This window comes from Aeromonas sanarellii, assembly GCF_000820085.1.
GTDB classification, from domain to species: Bacteria; Pseudomonadota; Gammaproteobacteria; order Enterobacterales; family Aeromonadaceae; genus Aeromonas; species Aeromonas sanarellii.
Genome location: NZ_CDBN01000021.1, coordinates 30,573 through 50,086 on the forward strand (window position 1 = coordinate 30,573; position 19,514 = coordinate 50,086).

17 protein-coding genes and 1 tRNA gene are annotated in these 19,514 nt (G+C 61.1%); 10 read left to right on the forward strand and 8 right to left on the reverse strand.

Annotated features, from left to right (window positions below; genetic code table 11):
- Positions 1-48 precede the first annotated feature (48 nt).
- Both BN1132_RS03795 and adhE read right to left on the reverse strand, forming a co-directional pair.
- Positions 49-1,284: a cyclic di-GMP phosphodiesterase gene (locus tag BN1132_RS03795; RefSeq protein WP_042075163.1), complete on the reverse strand. Its 1,236-nt coding sequence runs from the start codon at positions 1,282-1,284 to the stop codon at positions 49-51.
- A 108-nt stretch (positions 1,285-1,392) separates the two neighbouring features.
- A complete protein-coding gene (adhE, locus tag BN1132_RS03800) occupies positions 1,393-4,068 on the reverse strand; it encodes a bifunctional acetaldehyde-CoA/alcohol dehydrogenase (RefSeq protein ID WP_042075164.1) in 2,676 nt (891 codons plus the stop codon).
- Positions 4,069-4,562: 494 nt separating this feature from the next.
- Between adhE and BN1132_RS03805 the strand changes: the two genes are divergently transcribed.
- The 8 genes from BN1132_RS03805 (at position 4,563) to BN1132_RS03840 (ending at position 12,730) form a co-directional block, all read left to right on the forward strand.
- Positions 4,563-4,754 (forward strand): hypothetical protein, encoded by a 192-nt coding sequence (locus BN1132_RS03805; RefSeq protein ID WP_042075165.1) that lies wholly within the window; start codon positions 4,563-4,565, stop codon positions 4,752-4,754.
- 164 nt (positions 4,755-4,918) lie between these two features.
- Complete coding sequence (locus BN1132_RS03810) at positions 4,919-5,554, forward strand: YchE family NAAT transporter (protein ID WP_042075167.1); 636 nt, start codon at positions 4,919-4,921, stop codon at positions 5,552-5,554.
- Positions 5,555-5,834: 280 nt separating this feature from the next.
- On the forward strand, positions 5,835-7,454 hold the full coding sequence (locus BN1132_RS03815; protein WP_042075168.1) for an ABC transporter substrate-binding protein: 1,620 nt from the start codon (positions 5,835-5,837) through the stop codon (positions 7,452-7,454).
- Between the two features lie 97 nt (positions 7,455-7,551).
- Positions 7,552-8,472 carry an oligopeptide ABC transporter permease OppB gene (oppB, locus tag BN1132_RS03820; RefSeq protein WP_010674330.1) on the forward strand — a complete coding sequence of 307 codons (921 nt, stop codon included), beginning with the start codon at positions 7,552-7,554 and terminating at the stop codon, positions 8,470-8,472.
- A 14-nt stretch (positions 8,473-8,486) separates the two neighbouring features.
- On the forward strand, positions 8,487-9,398 hold the full coding sequence (gene oppC, locus BN1132_RS03825; RefSeq protein ID WP_042075170.1) for an oligopeptide ABC transporter permease OppC: 912 nt from the start codon (positions 8,487-8,489) through the stop codon (positions 9,396-9,398).
- 107 nt (positions 9,399-9,505) lie between these two features.
- On the forward strand, positions 9,506-10,486 hold the full coding sequence (gene oppD, locus BN1132_RS03830; protein ID WP_042075173.1) for an ABC transporter ATP-binding protein: 981 nt from the start codon (positions 9,506-9,508) through the stop codon (positions 10,484-10,486).
- Positions 10,487-11,482 (forward strand): murein tripeptide/oligopeptide ABC transporter ATP binding protein OppF, encoded by a 996-nt coding sequence (oppF, locus tag BN1132_RS03835; RefSeq protein ID WP_042075175.1) that lies wholly within the window; start codon positions 10,487-10,489, stop codon positions 11,480-11,482.
- Between the two features lie 291 nt (positions 11,483-11,773).
- On the forward strand, positions 11,774-12,730 hold the full coding sequence (locus tag BN1132_RS03840) for a TerC family protein (protein WP_042075176.1): 957 nt from the start codon (positions 11,774-11,776) through the stop codon (positions 12,728-12,730).
- A gap of 57 nt (positions 12,731-12,787) precedes the next feature.
- On the opposite strand, the gene alr is transcribed toward BN1132_RS03840, so the two are convergent.
- Positions 12,788-14,014 (reverse strand): alanine racemase, encoded by a 1,227-nt coding sequence (alr, locus tag BN1132_RS03845; RefSeq protein ID WP_042075178.1) that lies wholly within the window; start codon positions 14,012-14,014, stop codon positions 12,788-12,790.
- Positions 14,015-14,187: 173 nt separating this feature from the next.
- Here alr and BN1132_RS03850 point away from each other — a divergent pair, with 173 nt between their 5' ends.
- On the forward strand, positions 14,188-14,634 hold the full coding sequence (locus BN1132_RS03850; protein ID WP_042075180.1) for a methyltransferase family protein: 447 nt from the start codon (positions 14,188-14,190) through the stop codon (positions 14,632-14,634).
- A 72-nt stretch (positions 14,635-14,706) separates the two neighbouring features.
- Here BN1132_RS03850 and BN1132_RS03855 read toward each other — a convergent pair whose 3' ends face one another.
- The 5 genes from BN1132_RS03855 to BN1132_RS03870 all read right to left on the reverse strand — a co-directional run bounded on the left by BN1132_RS03855 (position 14,707) and on the right by BN1132_RS03870 (position 18,525).
- Positions 14,707-15,966 (reverse strand): dicarboxylate/amino acid:cation symporter, encoded by a 1,260-nt coding sequence (locus BN1132_RS03855; protein WP_042075181.1) that lies wholly within the window; start codon positions 15,964-15,966, stop codon positions 14,707-14,709.
- A 203-nt stretch (positions 15,967-16,169) separates the two neighbouring features.
- Positions 16,170-16,646: a CC0125/CC1285 family lipoprotein gene (locus BN1132_RS03860; RefSeq protein ID WP_042075182.1), complete on the reverse strand. Its 477-nt coding sequence runs from the start codon at positions 16,644-16,646 to the stop codon at positions 16,170-16,172.
- Positions 16,647-16,769: 123 nt separating this feature from the next.
- A tRNA-Pro gene (locus BN1132_RS03865) sits at positions 16,770-16,846 on the reverse strand.
- A gap of 211 nt (positions 16,847-17,057) precedes the next feature.
- Positions 17,058-17,180, reverse strand: coding sequence for a hypothetical protein (locus BN1132_RS20345; protein WP_280136281.1), 123 nt, complete (start codon positions 17,178-17,180; stop codon positions 17,058-17,060).
- Position 17,181: 1 nt separating this feature from the next.
- Positions 17,182-18,525, reverse strand: coding sequence for a dihydroorotase (locus tag BN1132_RS03870; protein ID WP_042075184.1), 1,344 nt, complete (start codon positions 18,523-18,525; stop codon positions 17,182-17,184).
- Between the two features lie 79 nt (positions 18,526-18,604).
- On the opposite strand from BN1132_RS03870, the gene BN1132_RS03875 reads away from it, so the two are divergent.
- Entirely contained in the window at positions 18,605-19,480 is an 876-nt protein-coding gene (locus tag BN1132_RS03875; protein WP_042075186.1) for a 6-pyruvoyl trahydropterin synthase family protein, read from the forward strand.
- Positions 19,481-19,514 lie beyond the last annotated feature (34 nt).

Consider the following 19,514-nt stretch of genomic DNA (forward strand, 5'->3'; position numbering starts at 1 on the left):
AATTATTCAGGTTTGTCCAATGAGTTATCCCCAGCTTCTGGGGATAACTCAGAAGGCGAAATAGTAGCAGACCCGCCGACCCAGGCCGAAGAAGGCCCGCTGCCCCTCATCCAGCTCCTCCAGCCTGAGGGTGGCCACTATGCTTCGCGCATCTTCCCGCAGATCGATCATGGCCACCCCCTCCGGGCGCTGCCCCTTGATGTAGGGCTGTACCTTGGGTTTGAGGGGCAGGGTGGGCTCGGTCGACAGCACCAGGGCCACCGAGTCGTCGTCGAGGCGCACCAGGGAGCCGGGTGGATAGACCCCCAGCACCTTTATCAGCAACCTGACCAGATCCTGATCGAACTTCTTCTGTGACAGCTTGAAGAGCTGGCCGATGACCTGGCTCGGCCCCGCGGGCTGGAGGCCGCTGCGGGGGTGAAGGGACTCGTCGTAGTGATCCACCAGGCCGATGAGGCGGGCGAGGGGAGGGATCCTGTCGCCCTGAAGGCAGAGGGGAAAGCCGCTGCCATCGAGGCGCTCGTGATGCAGATGGGCCACCTCGCGTATCCTGGGCTCGAAGGCCTGCAACTGGTTGAGCATCTCCAGCCCGTACTGGGGATGCATGTTGAGGAAGTTCTGCTCTGCCTTGTTGAGCTCGCCCCGTTTCTGGGTGATCTGGCTCGGGATCCTGAGCTCACCGATGTCGTGCAGCAGGCCGGCCAGCCCCGCCTCCTCGATCTCGACCGGGTTCATGCCGAGTTCTCGCGCCATCAGCATGGCGATGAAGGCCACGCTCAGGCTGTGCTGCAGCAGGGTATCCGTGTGCTGGCTGCGGATGAGGTGCAGACCGAGCGGCCCCTGATGACTCGCCAGACGGGCGGCGGTGTTGCGCACTAGCTGGGCGGTATTGGCCAGGCCTTCGTCGGGCTTGAGGTTGAGGGCGCCGAGTGCATCGCGCAGATCCGACAGGGATTGGCCAAAGGCCTTGTCGGCGGCGCGCAGGGAGCGCCTGAATGCCTTCTCGTCGAAGGTGGGGGTCATGGGGGTCAAGGGGGCGTGTTGCACCATGTCCGGTCCGGGTGCGGTGGCCGGTTCGGCACTCAGCAGGGGGGTGACGGGCAGATCGCTTTTGTCGGGATCCACCATCAGCAGGGTGAGTTCGAGGTGGCGGAGGATCTCCAGCTGCTGCTGGTCGCGGATCTTGAAGGCGTTGAACAGGAAAGGGTGACTGGTCCATCCCGTGGGAAGATGGATGTAGTGGCCGACTCTCAACTGCTCGATGGAGGCCTGGATCAGCGCCATATGCTAGCTCTTGTGTCGTGTTTGCCTACCAACAAGCTAGCAAAATTAAGCAGATAGACAAATAAAAAGCCCGCGCAATTGCGCGGGCTTTGTCATCCTGGCCGATTATCAGGCCTTGGATTTCTTCTTGCTGTCTACCTTGGCCTCGACCTTGGCTTCAACCTTGGTCGCTACCTGAGCTTCTTCAATGAAGGGACGACCGTAGTAGGTGTCCATCAGGATGGCTTTGAGCTCGGTGATCAGCGGGTAGCGCGGGTTGGCGCCGGTGCACTGGTCATCGAAGGCTTCCAGGGCCAGCTGGTCAACCTTGGCCAGGAAGTCCGCCTCGTTCACACCGGCTTCACGGATGGAGGCCGGGATGCCCAGGGTGGCTTTCAGCTCGTCCAGCCAAGCCAGCAGCTTCTCGATCTTGGCCGCGGTGCGGTCACCGGCTGCGGTCAGACCCAGGTGGTCAGCGACTTCGGCGTAGCGACGGCGAGCCTGCGGACGGTCGTACTGGGAGAACGCGGTCTGCTTGGTCGGGTTGTCGTTCGCGTTGTAGCGGATGACGTTGCTGATCAGCAGGGCGTTGGCCAGACCGTGGGGGATGTGGAACTCGGCACCCAGCTTGTGGGCCATGGAGTGACACACGCCCAAGAAGGCGTTGGCAAACGCGATACCGGCGATGGTGGCGGCGTTGTGCACCTTCTCGCGGGCAACCGGGTCGTTGGCGCCGTTCAGATAGCTGGAGGGCAGGTATTCCTTCAGCAGTTTCAGGGCTTGCAGCGCCTGACCGTCGGAGTACTCGTTGGCCAGCACGGAGACATAGGCTTCCATGGCGTGGGTCACGGCGTCGATACCGCCGAAGGCACACAGGGATCTGGGCATGCCCATGACCAAGTTGGCATCCACGATGGCCATGTTCGGGGTCAGCTCGTAGTCGGCCAGCGGGTACTTCATGCCGGTGGCGTCGTCGGTCACGACCGCAAACGGGGTCACTTCAGAACCTGTACCGGAAGTGGTGGTGATGCAGACCAGTTCGGCCTTCACGCCCATTTTCGGGAACTTGTAGATACGCTTGCGGATGTCCATGAAGCGCATGGCCAGGTCTTCGAACGCGGTGTCCGGGTGCTCGTACATGACCCACATGATCTTGGCGGCATCCATGGGGGAACCACCACCCAGGGCGACGATCACGTCCGGCTTGAAGGAGTTCGCCATCTCGGCGCCCTTGCGTACCACGGACAGGGTGGGGTCGGCTTCCACTTCGTAGAAGATCTCCACTTCCATGTTCATTTTCTTGAGCAGGCGGACCACTTCATCGGCATAGCCGTTGTTGAACAGGAAGCGGTCGGTCACCACCATTGCACGCTTCTTGCCTTCCAGGTCGCCCAGGGCGATCGGCAGGGAGCCACGACGGAAGTAGATGGATTTCGGAAGTTTGTGCCACAGCATATTTTCTGCCCGTTTTGCGACTGTCTTCTTGTTGATCAGGTGCTTGGGACCGACGTTCTCGGAGATGGAGTTACCACTCCAGGAGCCGCAACCCAGGGTCAGGGACGGGGCCAGCGCGAAGTTGTACAGGTCACCGATACCACCCTGGGTGGAGGGGGTGTTGATGAGGATACGGGCGGTCTTCATCTTGTCGCCGAAGTACTTGATGCGGTCGGCGTTGCGATCCTGGTCGGTGTACAGACCGGAGGTGTGGCCGATACCACCGATGTTGACCATGTCACAGGCCATCTCGACGGCTTCTTCGAAGTTCTTGGCGCGGAACATACCCAGGGTCGGGGAGAGCTTCTCGTGAGCGAACTCGTCCTCGGCGCACAGCTCCAGACCTTCACCGATCAGGATCTTGGTGGTGGGGGGGACGGTCACGCCAGCCATGGCGGCGATCTTGGTGGCAGGCTGGCCCACGATGTCGGCGTTCAGGGCGCCGTTGATCAGCAGTACCTTGCGCACCTTGTCGGCTTCGTCCTTGGACAGGATGTAACCGGCGTGAGTCGCGAAGCGCTCCTTGACCTGGTTGTAGATGGAGTCGACCACGATGACCGCCTGTTCGGAGGCACAGACCACGCCGTTGTCGAAGGTCTTGGACATCAGGATGGAGGCGACGGCACGCTTGATATCGGCGGTCTCGTCGATGACGATGGGCACGTTGCCCGCACCCACGCCGATGGCGGGCTTGCCGGAGGAGTAGGCGGCCTTCACCATGCCAGGACCACCGGTGGCCAGGATCAGGTTGATGTCGTTGTGGCGCATCAGGGCGTTGGAGAGCTCGACGGAGGGTTGGTCGATCCAGCCGATGATGTCTTTCGGCGCACCGGCGGCCACGGCTGCATCCAGTACCAGCTTGGCAGCGGTATTGGTGGAGTTCTTGGCGCGGGGGTGCGGGGAGAAGATGATGGCGTTGCGGGTCTTCAGGGAGATCAGGGCCTTGAAGATCGCGGTGGAAGTCGGGTTGGTGGTCGGTACTATACCGCAGATGATGCCTACCGGCTCGGCGATGGTGATGGTGCCCATCTCGTCATCTTCACTGAGGATGCCGCAGGTCTTCTCATCTTTGTAGGCGTTGTAGATGTATTCGGAGGCGAAGTGGTTCTTGATGACTTTGTCTTCGATGATACCCATGCCGGATTCGGCAACGGCCATCTGGGCCAGGGGGATACGGGCGTTGCTGGCGGCCAGTGCGGCGGCGCGGAAGACCTTGTCTACCTGCTCTTGCGAGAAGCTGGCGAATTCACGCTGGGCTTCCTTGACGCGGGCAACCAGTGCATCCAGTTCAGCCAAATTGGTTACTGCCATGTTTATCTCCTGATGATTTGAAAACTGTTTAGTAAGACCTTGGCAATGCCCGGCAATTATAGTCGCCCTGTCAAGGAGAGAATCACCACAACGGGGTATTTACATGCCTTAGTAAACTGCTTTCTGACTCGATTATAGGGCCGGGATGTGTCAGAAAAGATTGATCTGGATCATATGTAACAAAAGAACAAAAGAAATTTTGTTTCACCCGCCAGACTGACCGAATGTTGCTAACCTGTTGCGTGCGCCTAGAGTGCTAACTGCAAGAGAGGCAAGGATTTTTGCGTCCGGGTTCGGGTCCTTGCCCCTGTCCTCCCTCCTTTTCGGGTGGCGCGGGAACAGACAAGGGGGAGTGTCATGGTGACACGGCCACGCCGGAAGTGGGGCATGCGTTTCAAGTTTGTTGAAAAAGCGGCTTGTTGCTTTCATCCAGTTGCCGCACCCGGCGCACAAGATGCTGAAGGTGAGGCGACGGTACAGGCAATGATGGGCCTATGATGGCAGAAGAGGGCGGTCGCGGGCCGTGGCGCGGGCGGATAGCCACTGTGCAGGAGGCGCCGGGGTATGCCGATATCCGGCCAGCGGCATGGCCGTTTGTGGAGTATCAATATCGTGATGGGAGAGATGAGCAGAATAAAATGCCGACGGGTTTTATCATGCCGTTAAATATTGACCATGTTGCTTAACAACTCGATATGTTGAATTTCGTCGATACATTAGAGGAACTAACTAAAAAGCCCCGGTAAGGGTGAGATTATTTGATTGGAGAAGGGAAAAGTCCTGGTGTAAATTTACGCGCAGTTTGATGGGGATGGCCCTCAGTGGCCCGGCTTGGTTCTGGATGGCGCCTATGGCAGCAATTGACTTCTCTTTATACCTGAAATTCTTCGTCGGCCTCTTTGCGATCATCAACCCGCTGGGTCTGTTGCCGGTCTTTGTCAGTCTGACGGGCCACATGCAGCCGGAGGAGCGCAGGAAGACCAATACGACGGCCCACATCGCCGTGATGATCATCCTGATGGTCTCCATGTGCATGGGGCAGTTGATCCTCGACGGCTTCGGCATCTCGCTGGCCTCCTTCCGTATAGCGGGGGGCTCGCTCATCACCTTGATCGCCTGGTCCATGCTGCAGGGCAAGCTCGGCGAGGTGAAGCACAACAAGCAGGAGAAGGGGGAGCTGGCCGCGCGCGAATCCATCGCCGTGGTGCCCCTGGCGCTGCCCCTGATGGCCGGGCCAGGTGCCATCTCGTCCTCCATCGTCTATGCCAGCCAGAAGACCCTGCCCCAGCTGGCCGGCATGTTCCTGGTGGTGGTGGCGTTCGCCTGCTGCTCCTGGCTCATCTTCCGCGCCGCCCCCCTGCTGTTCAAGCTGATGGGCAACACCGGCATCAACGTGGTCACCCGTATCATGGGTCTCATCATGATGTCCCTCGGCATCGAGATCATAGTGGCCGGCATCAAGGGAGTCTTCCCCGGCCTGATGTGAGCCAGGTCTGTTTTGTCGGAGCCGGTCCCTGTGACCGGCTTTTTTATTGTTTCTTTTTTGTTGGTCATTTCCTAGAATCGAGCGGCTCTGTATGAAAAGTGACCGCCGCGCGATATTTAAATGCTGAATAAATGGTTTAAGGCTGTTTTTTTGACCATTAAAGTGGTCCCGCACTGATGATATCTATTGCATTATCAGAATTGTCAGGGAATTATGCGGGCAGCGAGGTGTTTGTCTCGTGGATAACAAATGCATGGAATGTTCTTGTTGGAGTATGGAAATGACTCATAGAAAAACAATTATTAATACCCTTTTATTGACCGCACTCTTTGGTGGCGCCACCCTGGCCCAGGCCGCCGATGTCCCCGCCGGTACCAAGCTGGCTCCCGAGCAAACCCTGGTGAAGGGCAATGGCTCCGAACCCGCCACCCTGGATCCGCACAAGACCGAGGGAACGGTAGAATCCAATATCCTGCGCGACCTGTTCGAGGGTCTCGTCACCTCCGGCCCCAAGGGTGAGACCCTGCCCGGCGTCGCCGAATCCTGGGAAACCAAGGACAACAAACACTACGTGTTCCACCTGCGCAAGGATGCCAAGTGGTCCAACGGCGATCCCGTCACCGCCCACGATTTCGAATTTGCCTTCAAGCGCGCGGTGGATCCCAAGACGGCCTCTCCCTACTCCTGGTACATGGAGATCCCGACCATCGTCAACGCCACCGACATCATCGCTGGCAAGAAGCCGTCCGACACCCTGGGTGTGAAGGCGGTGGACGATCACACCTTCGAGGTGCAACTGGAGAAGGCGGTGCCTTACTTCGTCAGCATGCTTTCCCACACCACCACCTATCCGGTCCCGAAGAAGGTCATCGAGAAGTTTGGTGACAAGTGGACTCAGCCCGGTAACATGGTGTCCAACGGCGCCTACGTGCTGAAGGACTGGGTGGTCAACGAGCGCGTCGACGTGGTGCGCAACCCCAGCTACTGGAACAACGGCAAGACCGTCATCGAGAAGGTGACCTATCTGCCGATCCAGTCCACCAACGCCGAGCTGAACCGCTATCTGGCCGGCGAAGTGGATCTCACCTACAACATGCCCATCGAGCGCTTCAAGCAGATGAAGAAGGATCTGCCGGACGAGGTGAAGGTGAGCGGCTATGTGGGCACCTACTACTACCAGTACAATTTCAAGCACAAACCGTTTGACGACGTGCGGGTGCGTACCGCGCTCTCCTACGCCATCGATCGCAACGTGATCGCCGACAAGGTGATGGGCAAGGGCGAAACCCCGGGCTACACCCTGGTGCCCGACTTCGTGGACGGCTTCAAGCCGGTGGCGCCGGCCTGGTCCAAGCTGACCCAGGCGGAGCGCGACGCCAAGGCGAAGGAGCTGCTGACCGAAGCCGGTTACGGCCCGGGCAAGCCGCTCAAGTTCGAGCTGCTCTACAACACCGACGACAACCACAAGAAGGTGGCCGTGGCCGTCGCCTCCATGTGGAAGAAGCTCGGCGTGCAGGTGAGCCTGGTGAACCAGGAGTGGAAGACCTACCTGGAGACCAAGAAGCAGGGTAACTTCGACGTGGGCCGCGCCGGCTGGATTGCGGACTACAACGAAGCCTCCTCCATGCTGGATCTGATGCAGACCACCCACGGCAACAACGACGGCAAGTACTCCAACCCCGCCTTCGACAAGCTGATGAGCGAGTCCCGCAACCAGGTGGATGCCGATGCGCGCAACAAGCTCTATGTCCAGGCCGAAGAGATCCTGGCCAAGGACATGCCGATCGCCCCCATCTATCAGTACGTGACCTCCCGCATGGTCAAGCCCTACGTGGGCGGCTACCCGGCCAACCCGCTGGACAACATCTACAGCAAAGACATGTACATCGTTGCTCACTGAGTAAAGAAACAAGTCGCATAACAAGCAGGGCCCGCCAGACGGCGGGCCTTTATTACAACCGCGACCCTTTGGAAGCAGTACAGGACAGGAAATGTCTATGTTGAAATTCATCCTTAAACGTCTATTGGAAGCGATCCCGACTCTGCTGGTCTTGATCACCGTCTCCTTCTTCATGATGCGCTTCGCGCCGGGCAACCCCTTCACCAGCGAACGCGCCCTGCCGCCGGAAGTCCTGGCCAACATCGAGGCCAAATATGGCCTGGACAAGCCCATCGGCATGCAATACCTCACCTATCTGGGCAACCTGGTACAGGGAGATCTGGGGCCCTCCTTCAAGTACAAGGACTTCACCGTCAACGATCTGGTGAGCCAGGCGCTGCCCGTTTCCGCCAAGATTGGCTCGGTCGCCTTCCTGCTGGCGGTGACCCTGGGGGTCACCTTCGGCACCATAGCGGCGCTCAAGCAGAACACCCTCATCGACTATCTGCTGATGTCGTCGGCCATGGCCGGGGTGGTGATCCCGGGCTTCGTGCTGGCGCCGCTGCTGGTGCTCTTCTTCAGTATCTATCTCGGCTGGTTCCCGGCGGGGGGCTGGCAGGGGGGGGGCGCCCAGTTCATGGTGCTGCCGGTGTTCGGCATGATGATGTACTACATCTCGGCCATCTCCCGCATCATGCGCGGCAGCATGATCGAGACCATGAACTCCAACTTCATCCGTACCGCCCGCGCCAAGGGGCTGCCCCTGCGCCACATCATCCTCAAGCACGCGCTGCGCCCGGCCATGCTGCCTGTGGTCTCCTACCTGGGACCGGCCTTCGTGGGCATCATCACCGGCTCCGTGGTGATCGAGACCATCTTCGGCCTGCCGGGGATTGGCCAGCTGTTCGTCAACGGAGCGCTGAACCGTGATTACTCCATGGTACTCGGCCTGACCATTCTGGTCGGCGCCCTCACCATCACCTTTAACGCCGTGGTCGATATCCTCTATGCCGTCATCGATCCCAAGATCCGTTACTAAGCCGGGAGTTCATCATGGTAGTCACAACTGAAAAGCGCGAAGCCGTCGAGGCGTTCGCCCAGAAAGTGGAAGTGGTGGAAGGACGCTCCCTGTGGAAGGATGCCCGTCGCCGTTTCCTGCGCAACAAGGCGGCCCTGACCAGCCTCATCATCCTGACCATCATAGGTCTGGCGGTGATCGTCGGGCCCCACCTGTCCCAATACACCTTCGACGACCCGGACTGGGGCGCCATGCAGACCGCTCCTGACATGGAGACGGGTCACTGGTTCGGTACCGACAGCCTGGGTCGGGATCTCTTCGTGCGTACCCTGCTCGGCGGGCGCATCTCCCTGATGGTCGGCATCATGGGGGCCCTGGTGGCCGTCATCATCGGCACCCTGTATGGCGCGGCCTCCGGCTTCATCGGCGGCCGGGTCGACAGCCTGATGATGCGGGTGCTGGAGATCCTCAACGCCTTCCCCTTCATGTTCTTCGTGATCATGCTGGTGACCTTCTTCGGTCGCAATCTGGCGCTCATCTTCCTCGCCATCGGCGCGGTGAGCTGGCTCGACATGGCGCGGATAGTGCGCGGCCAGACCCTGAGCCTCAAGAGCAAGGAGTTCATCGAGGCGGCCCACGTCTGCGGCGTCTCCAAGTGGAAGATCATCACCCGCCATATCGTGCCGAACGTGCTCGGCATAGTGGCGGTCTACGCCACCCTGCTGGTGCCGGGCATGATCATGTTCGAATCCTTCCTGAGCTTCCTGGGGCTGGGGGTGCAAGAGCCCATGACCAGCTGGGGCGCCCTGCTGGATGAAGGCTCCAAGTCGATGGAAGTGGCCATCTGGCAACTCCTGTTCCCCGCCGGTTTCATGGTGGTGACCCTGTTCTGCTTCAACTTCCTCGGGGATGGTCTGCGTGATGCCCTGGATCCAAAGGATCGCTGACAGCAAGGGACAGGCAAGACGCCAAGGGGCCGTAAGACCCGTTCAGGGACGCGCTGCGTTCGGAATGGGCAGGCCGGCATCACGACAGCGCGATAAGGAGTGCTGATATGAAATTACTGGATGTGAAAGATCTGCGGGTCGAATTCAAGACCCCGGACGGCAATGTGGTGGCCGTCAACGACCTCAACTTTTCTCTTTCTGCCGGCGAGACCCTGGGGATCGTCGGGGAGTCCGGTTCGGGCAAGTCTCAGACCGCGTTCGCCATCATGGGGCTGCTCGCCAAGAACGGCGTCATCACCGGCTCGGCCAGGTTCCAGGGGGAGGAGATCCTCAACCTGCCGGAATCCAAGCTCAACCGCATCCGCTCCGAGAAGATCGCCATGATCTTCCAGGACCCCATGACCTCTCTGAACCCCTACATGAAGGTGAAGGATCAGCTGATGGAAGTGCTGATGCTGCACAAGGGTATGACCAAGGCCGCCGCCTTCGAGGAGTCGGTGCGCATGCTGGACGCGGTGAAGATCCCCGAGTCGCGCAAGCGGATGAACATGTACCCCCACGAGTTCTCCGGCGGCATGCGCCAGCGGGTGATGATCGCCATGGCATTGCTGTGCCGGCCGCAGCTGCTCATCGCCGACGAGCCGACCACGGCCCTGGACGTGACGGTGCAGGCCCAGATCATGACCCTGATGAACGAGCTCAAGCGCGAGTTCAACACCGCCATCATCATGATCACCCACGACCTCGGTGTCGTGGCCGGCATCTGTGACAAGGTGCTGGTGATGTACGCGGGCCGCACCATGGAATACGGCAGGGTGAACGACATCTTCTATCGCCCGAGCCACCCCTATACCGAAGGGCTGCTGCGCGCCATTCCCCGCCTCGATACGGAAGGGGAAGTGCTGCCCACCATCCCGGGCAATCCGCCCAACCTGCTGCGTCTGCCCACCGGCTGCCCCTTCCAGGAGCGCTGCCACCGGGCCCACGAGATTTGCGGCCAGCAGTCTCCCGTCCTGACCCCCTTCGGCGACGGTCGGGAGCGGGCCTGCCACTGGGTATCGGATGCCATGATCAAGGGAGTGAACTAAATGGGTACTGACAAGAAACTGCTGCTGGAAGTGTCCGACCTCAAGGTTCACTTCAGCATCAAGAGTGACAAGGCCTGGCCCTGGGCCAAACCCTCCGCCCTGAAGGCGGTGGATGGCGTCACCCTGCGCCTCTACGAGGGGGAAACCCTGGGGGTGGTGGGGGAGTCAGGCTGTGGCAAGTCCACCTTCGCCCGCGCCCTCATCGGCCTGGTGCCGGCCACCGACGGCAAGGTGGTGTGGCTGGGTCAGGATCTGACCAAGCTGGAGCAGAACGCCCTGCGGGAGAAGCGCAAGGAGATCCAGATGATCTTCCAGGACCCGCTGGCCTCCCTGAACCCGCGCATGACCATAGGCGACATCATCGCCGAGCCCCTCATCACCTTCTATCCCAAGCTCCCCAGGGAGGAGGTGAAGGAGAAGGTGCGCGCCATGATGACCAAGGTGGGCCTGCTGCCCAACCTGGTGAACCGCTACCCCCACGAGTTCTCCGGCGGCCAGTGCCAGCGCATCGGCATCGCCCGGGCGCTGATCCTGGAACCCAAGATGATCATCTGCGACGAGCCGGTCTCGGCGCTGGATGTCTCCATCCAGGCTCAGGTGGTGAACCTGCTGAAATCCCTGCAAAAGGAGATGGGGCTCTCCCTCATCTTCATCGCCCACGACCTCTCCGTGGTCAAACACATCTCGGATCGGGTGCTGGTCATGTACCTGGGCAACGCCGTGGAGCTCGGCACCGGCAAGGAGATCTTCGCGAACCCCCTGCACCCCTACACCAAGGCCCTGATGTCGGCGGTGCCCATCCCGGATCCGGACGTGGAGCGCAGCAAGACCATCCAGATCCTGGAAGGGGATTTGCCGTCCCCCATGAACCCGCCCTCCGGCTGCGTGTTCCGCACCCGCTGCCCGGTGGCGGGCCCGGAGTGTGCCAAGACCCGGCCCATGCTCGAGGGGAACTTCGACCACGCGGTTTCCTGTCTCAAGGTGGATCCGCTCTGAGAAAGATGGGATGACGAGGGGCGCCCGGGTGGCGCCCCGTTTTTTTGTCCGGGGCAGAAGATGCCTCTTGGCGCCATCTTCCCGGGCTGTTACTATCCGCCGCACAAGGGGAGTAACTTCTCGCCGGTTTGTCGTCATTACGGTGCACCCATATCCTGCAGTGCACCCGGCAGCCGGGCAGCACATCGAACTTGCTGTAAGTGAGACCTTGCCGAGAGGCAAGGTGTATCTGCTCCAAACGCAAACCCACGCCTCTCGGTCGTGGGTTTTGTCGTTTTGGGAGAAGTGAAAATGGGTGAATGGTGGATGTGGACCGGTTTCTTCAGCATAGTGCTGGTCCTGTTATGGATTGACATACGCTTCGTCGGCGGCGGCAAGGCGCACAAGGTGTCGCTCAAGGAGGCAGGGATCTGGTCCCTCATCTGGGTGAGCGTGGCGCTCTTGTTCAACCTGGCCATCTGGCTCTGGCTGGATCACAGCGTGGGCCGCGAGGTGGCCAACCAGAAGGGGCTGGAGTTCCTCACCGGCTACCTCATCGAGAAGGCGCTGGCGGTGGACAACGTCTTCGTCTGGCTGATGCTGTTCGGCTACTTTGCCATTCCGGCCGAGCTGCAGCGCCGGGTGCTGCTCTACGGTGTGCTGGGCGCCATCGTCATGCGGGCCGGCATGGTGTTTGCGGGCAGCTGGCTCATCGAGCAGTTCCACTGGATCCTCTACCTGTTCGGCGCCTTCCTGCTGCTGACCGGGGTCAAGATGCTGTGGGCCGCCGACAAGGAGCCGGATCTCGCCAACAACCCGCTGCTGCTCTGGATGCGCCGCCGCTTCAAGGTGACCGAGACCCTGGAGGGGGAGAGCTTCTTCGTCTGGCGCGACGGCGTGCGCTACGCCACCCCGCTGCTGCTCATCCTGGTGCTGGTGGAGGTGAGCGATCTCATCTTTGCGGTGGACAGCATCCCGGCCATCTTCGCGGTGACCACGGATCCCTTCATCGTGCTGACCTCCAACATCTTCGCCATCATGGGCCTGCGTGCCATGTACTTCCTGCTAGCCGGGGTGGCGGAGCGCTTCGCCCTGCTCAAATACGGCCTGGCGCTGATCCTGATGTTCATCGGGGTCAAGATGCTGCTGCTCGACATCTTCAAGATACCCACCGGCATCGCGCTGGGTGTGGTGGCGCTGATCCTGCTGGCGTCCATGGGGCTTAGCCTCTGGGTGACCCGCAAGAAAGAGGGCGTGAAAGCGGCTTGATGGCCAATCCACTGAAAAGGGCTCCCGCGGGAGCCCTTTCTTGTTTCCGATCCGCGGTCAGCGCGTGATCTTCTTGGGGTTGGTGTAGCCCCAGACGGTGTACATGTCCGCCAGCAGGGCGCCGTTGTACTCTTCCAGGTCAGACTGCTTCACCTCGGCGTCCCCCTGGCGGCCGAACAGCACCACCTCGTCACCGGGTTTGACCCCCTTGAGATCGGTCACGTCCACCATGATGGTGTTCATGGAGGTCTTGCCCACCACAGGCACCTTCTGGCCCTGGATCAGCACATAGGCCTTGTTGCTGAGCGCCCGGCGATAGCCGTCGGAGTAGCCGAGCGGCAGGTTGGCGAGCAGGGAGTCGCGCTTGAGGGTGAAGGTGCGGTCATAGCCGACGGTGTTGCCCGCCGGGTAGTGATTCACCGAGGCGACCTGGGTCTTGAACGCCATCACCTTCTTGTACTCGGTGTAGGAGGGGATGGTGTCGCCATAGATGATGCCGCCCGGGCGCACCATGTCGAAGTAGGCTTCCGGCACTTCCAGGGTGGCGAAGGAGTTGGCGGCATGGATGGTGAGCTTGCTGCGATCCAGCTTGCCCGCGTCGATGAGCCACTGGTAGTCCAGCTTGAACTGGGCCAGCCCCAGCTTGACGTCCTCTTTCTCCTCCACCGGGAAGTGGGTCATGATGCCGACCGGGGTGATCCCCTTGAGCTTGAGCATGGCCAGGGCATCTTCCTTGGAGTCCGCCAGGCGCAGATCGATGCCGTTGCGGCTCATGCCGGCGGAGTTCAGACCGATGTGCACCGGGATGGTGGTGTGGTGGCGCTGGGCGATGTCGGCGATCCCCTGGGCGCTGGCCAGGCTGCCCACCAGCTCTTCCAGCTTGTAGGGCAGGGCCTGCTCCACCTCGGCCGGGGTGGCGGCACGGACCCGCATCAGCCGGCCTTCGAAGCCCTTCTCGCGGGCCACCCGGGCCTCTTCGTTGCTGGCGATGCCGATGCAGGGGATGCCCGCCTTGACCACGGAGGGGACCAGCAGGTCGATGCCGTGGCCGTAGGCGTCCGCCTTCATGATGGCGCAGATCTGCGGCCCCTTGTCACCCAGACGATCCTTGAGGGTCTGGATGTTGTGCTCGAAGGCGGTCAGGTCCACTTCCAGCCAGGCGTTGGTGGCGGTCTGCTCCTGGCCGTTGCGGGTGTCGCTGGCGAGCGGCAGATAGGGGGCGGCGACCGCCTGACCGGCGAGCAGCCCGAAGATCAGGGTCGCGAGCAGCGTTTTCTTGTGCATGGGATGTTACCTTCTTATTGTCTCTGTTGAGGCGCGTCCTGGTGTGGACGCGGGCGTAGGTATCTTGGTAATTTATTCGTATGTGGATGATATTTATCCATTTTTTCCAAGGTGCCAGCGGCGAGAGTGTATCTTAATGGCGTCATTCGTGGCACATGCTGCAGGAATAAAATATGCGTTTAGTGGTGCGGATCCCACCTTTGCTGCTGTTTGTGGTCATCGCCCTTGTCATGTGGCTGGGGCGGGGAGAGGCGAGGGGGGCAGAGCCCCTGCTCCTGCCTGCCGCAGCCCTGCTGCTGGCGGGAGCCTTGCTGGGAGGCGGGGCACTCCTGCACTTCTGGCGCCAGGGGACCAGCGTCCACCCCATCCGCCTGGATCAGAGCCGGGTGCTGGTGACCCGGGGCGTCTATCGCATCAGCCGCAACCCCATGTACCTGGGGCTGCTCTGCTGGACCATGGCGCTGGCCTGCTATCTGGGGGGCATGATGGTGTGGCTCGGGCCGCTGCTGCTGTGGGGCTGGCTCACCCGCTTTCAAATCCTGGCGGAAGAGCGGGCGCTGCACAGGCGCTTCGGCGATGCCTATGCCGATTACTGCCGGCGGGTGCGGCGCTGGTGTTGAGGGGGCTCCTGGCCGATTGCACATAAAGAAACGGCCCGCAGAGGCGGGCCGTATCGAGAGCGCGGGTCGGGATCAGGCCTTGGCGGTGTCGACCTGGCCGAGGGGTTCGCTGTCCCCCAAGCTGTCCTCGCTCTTGGCCACCACGCTGGCGGCGATGGCGTTGCCCAGCACGTTGGTGGCGGAGCGGCCCATGTCCAGGAAGTGATCGATGCCGAGCAGCAGCAGGATGCCGGCCTCCGGGATCTGGAACTGGTTGAGGGTGGCGGCGATGACCACCAGGGAGGCGCGCGGTACGCCAGCCATCCCCTTGGAGGTGACCATCAGCAGCAGCAGCATGGTGATCTGCTGGGCGGTGCTGAGCTCGATGCCATAGGCCTGGGCGATGAACATGACCGCGAAGGTGCAGTACATCATGGAGCCGTCCAGGTTGAAGGAGTAGCCCATGGGCAGCACGAAGCTGGCGATGCGCTTGTCACAACCGAACTTCTCCAGCCTGTCCAGGGTCTTGGGATAGGCGGCCTCGGAGCTGGCGGTGGAGAAGGCGAGCAGGATGGGCTCGCGGATCATGGCCAGCAGGGTCAGGATGCGGCGACGGATGAAGAGGCTGCCCATGACGATGAGCAGCAGCCAGAGGCAGGCCAGGGCCAGATAGAACTGGGCCATGAAGCTGCCGTAGGTGGCGAGGATACCGAGCCCCTCCTTGGCCACCATGGCGGCAATGGCGCCGAATACGGCAAAGGGGGCGAAGTTCATCACATAGCCGGTCACCTTCAGCATGATCTCGGCGCCGCTGGCCATCAGCATGACCACGGGCTTGGCGGCATCCCCCAGGGCGGCGGCGGCCAGGCCGAAGAAGAGGGAGAACACCACGATCTGCAGGATCTCGTTGGTGGCCATGGCCTCGACCACGCTTTTCGGGATGGCGTGGGTCACGAAGTCCTTGAGGGAAATGGCGGCCGCGGTCACGCCGGAGCTGGCGCCGTCATCGGGCAGGGAGAGGGAGAGCCCCACCCCGGGTTGCATCAGGTGGACCATCACCAGACCCAGGGTCAGGGACATCAGGGAGGCTAGCATGAACCAGCCCAGGGTCTTGACGCCGATGCGGCCCACGGTGCGGGTGTCGCCCATCTTGGCGATGCCGACCACCAGGGTGGTGAACACCAGGGGGGCGATGATCATCTTGATCAGGCGCAGGAAGATGTCGGTCAGCAGGGTGATGTCACTGGCAAAGCCGGCGGCCTCTGCAGGGGCAAACAGGCGATAGCCTTGCCCGGTAACAATGCCAAGCATCATCGCGATGAGGATGGCAACGGTCAATTTATTCATTTTCATGGGGGAGTCCCAGTCTCGATATGTGCAGTGCTGTACAGGTAGGCAGGGTGCCACCTCAGTCCTTTTTTGTGATCCGGGCCGTGGAATCCAGACAGCCGGTGTGCTGGAGCATGCCTAATCGCGAAGGGGAAATCCAGCAACTTATGGCAGAACTTTATGTGGTTATTAGTGGTATGTGATGTAAATCTTGTTAATTAATTATATTAATCGCTGTTTATTTTAATCTTTGCAATATAAACAGCTTCCAGGCTCTGGTCGCTCGATGGGCGGTTTTCCAGGGTGAAGGTCAGCAGTGCCGAGGTGCGATGCTCCACGTGCATCTCGTCCATGAAGGTATCGGGCTCGTATTCGTCGAAGCCGAATCGGGGGCGCGCTGGCGTGACCCTGACCGCATCCCGCGACAGGGTCAGCGTCTGCACCAGCACCCAGGCGTACCCCTGTGCCAGCGCCATCTCCCCGGCCCGCTTGAGCACGTATTTGCGCGCCGTCTCCCTGTCCACCAGCTCGTTGCCGACAAACTCCAGTTGCCACTGGGTAGGCCCGAGCTGGGTCTGGGAGAAACCGGTCTGGCCGTTCCAGAAGGATTTTTCGCTGTCGTAGGGGGTGGCGCAGCCCGCGAGCTGGCCGAGCAGCAGGCCGCACAGGAGAAGACCAGGGAGGGGAGAGCGGGGGAGCGGCATCTGAGGGATCCGGGCAGAAGACAGAGCACCACTACAGCACAACGGACATGGGGAGACAATGAGGGGCGCAGCGGCGCAAAAAGAAAAGGCCTTGTCGTCTGACAAGGCCTTTCTCGGGGAATTTGGTCGGTGTGAGAGGATTCGAACCTCCGACCCTCTACACCCCATGCAGATGCGCTACCTGGCTGCGCTACACACCGACGGAGTCAGCTCGGCTGACGGGGGCTGAGTTTATGGAGATGGCCATGCCCTGTCAACAGGGGAAACAGTACTTCACGATCGTTCGCCTGCTTTGCGAGCAACTTCGGATCAAAGAGCGACCAATCACCCGGGGTTGCGCTGTTTTCCCGGCTTGTCGGCCAAAAATGACGGCCACCCGATGGGTGGCCGTTTGGCATCAGCGAAGACTGGTCAGCGGTTAAAGATCAGTCGCTTGCCCAGCACCTTGTCGGTGACCTGGCCGTTCTGCCAGGCGACTTGACCGTACACCAGGGTCATCTCAATCAGGGCGCGCTGGAAGCGCTCATCACACATATCAGCGATTGAAGGTCAACCGCTTGCCCAACACCTTGTCGGTGACCTGGCCGTTCTGCCAGGCGATCTGGCCGTTCACCAGGGTCATCTCTATGGTGCTCTGGAAGCGGTAGCCGTTGAACGGGGACCAGCCGCACAGGTAGAGCAGGTTGCTGTCGGTGACCACGTAGGGCTTGCCGAGATCCAGCAGCACCAGATCCGCGAAGTAGCCCTCCCGGATGTAGCCGCGATCCTGCACCTGGAAGCGCTCGGCCACCGCGTGGGAGGTCTTCTTGACGATGGTCTCCAGCGAGAAGACGCCGTTGTGGTAGAGCTCCAGCAGCGCCTGCAGGGAGTGCTGCACCAGGGGCACGCCGGAGGGCGCCTTGAAGTAGCTGTTCTGCTTCTCTTCCCAGGTGTGGGGGGCGTGGTCGGTGGCGATGATGTCCAGCACGTCGTTGCGCACCGCGTCCAGCAGCGCATGCTGATCCGCCGCGCTCTTCACCGCCGGGTTGCACTTGATCTGGCTGCCCAGGGTGTCGTAGTCCGACTCGTTGAAGAACAGATGGTGGACGCACACCTCGGCGGTGATGTTCTTGTCCTTGAGATCCTTCAGATCCGGGGTGGCGGTGAAGAGCGACAGCTCTTTCGCCGTGGTCAGGTGCAACACGTGCAGCTTGGCGCCGTATTTTTTCGCCAGCCCCACCGCCAGGCTGGAGGATTTGTAGCAGGCGTCGGCGCTGCGGATGCGGCCGTGCTCGCGCATCGGCACGTCCTCGCCCCACTTGGCGCGGGCCTCGTCTTCCAGCACCTTGATGGAGGGGGTGTCCTCGCAGTGGGTGACGATCATCACCGGGCTCTCGCGGAAGATGGCGGCCAGGGTCTCCTGGTTGTCCACCAGCATGTTACCGGTGGAGGCGCCCATGAAGATCTTGATGCCGCAGGACTGCTTGGGATCGAGACGCTTGATCTCCTCCAGGTTGTCGTTGGTGGCACCGAGGTAGAAGCTGTAGTTGGCGGCGGAGGAGTTGGCGGCTATCTGGTATTTCGCTTCGAGGGCATCGAGGGTGGTGGTCTGGGGGTTGACGTTGGGCATCTCCATGAAGCTGGTGGTGCCCCCGGCCACGGCGGCCCGGGATTCGCTGGCGATGGTGCCCTTGTGGGTCAGGCCTGGCTCCCGGAAGTGGACCTGATCGTCGATCATCCCGGGGATGAGGTGACGACCCGCGGCATCGATCACCACCGCATCGGAGTCGCTGATGTCGGGGGCGATGCGGGCGATGCGCTCCCCCTCGATCAGCACGTCGGAGGCATAGATGCGGCCTTCGTTGACCAGGGTGGCGTTCTTGATAAGCAATTTGTTCATGGGGGGTTCCAGTTCCTTTGCCGATAATCCGACGTCATAATATCCCAAACCGCACTTTCTCTGTAGCAAGGTCTGAGTAATGAAGTTATTTGTAAGAGATTTGACCGTTATCGACTCCAGCTATCTGTGTGAACGCCGCGGCATGGTGGGGGAGAGCTGGCTGGTCGACATCGAGATGAGCGGCGAGCTCAACGAGATGAGCATGCTGCTGGACTTTGGCCGGGTGAAGAAGCTCATCAAGTCGATCATCGACGAAGAGGTGGATCACAAGCTGCTGGTGCCGACCGGCTGCGGCCTGGTGCACATCGACGAGCTGGATAACGGCGAGTGCACCGTGGATCTGCTGCGTCCGGGTCGCTCCATCCATCTGTGCTGCCCGTCCCAGGCGTTCGCCCTGATCCCCGGAGCCCAGATAGATAAAGAGTTGGTGACCCGCTACCTGCTGGGGGTGCTGGCCGAGCGGCTGCCGGGCAACATCAAGGATCTGGCCCTGACCCTGCGCCAGGAGCGCATCGAGGGCGCCTTCTACCACTACAGCCACGGCCTCAAGAAACACGACGGCAACTGCCAGCGCATCGCCCACGGCCACCGCTCCCCCATCGAAATCCTGGTGGATGGGGAGCGCGACGAGGAGCTGGAGCTGAACTGGGCCGAGCGCTGGGCCGACATCTATCTCGGCACCGAAGAAGACAAGGTGGCCCTGTCCGAGCTGGAGCTGAGCGATCTGGCCAAGACCCAGCTGGGCGAGCATCACCTCGGCTTCAAGTACGTGGCGCCCCAGGGGCTGTTCCAGCTCGCCATGCCGGCGGCGGAGGTGGAGATGATCGACACCGACACCACCATAGAGCTGCTGGCCCACTACATCGCCCGCGAGGTGAAGAAACAGGTGGGGGACAAGTTCGTCAAGATCGTGGCCTATGAAGGGGTCGGCAAGGGCGCCATCGCCTACGCCTGATCCCCGCTGCGTTGCCCAGATGAACAAAAGGCCC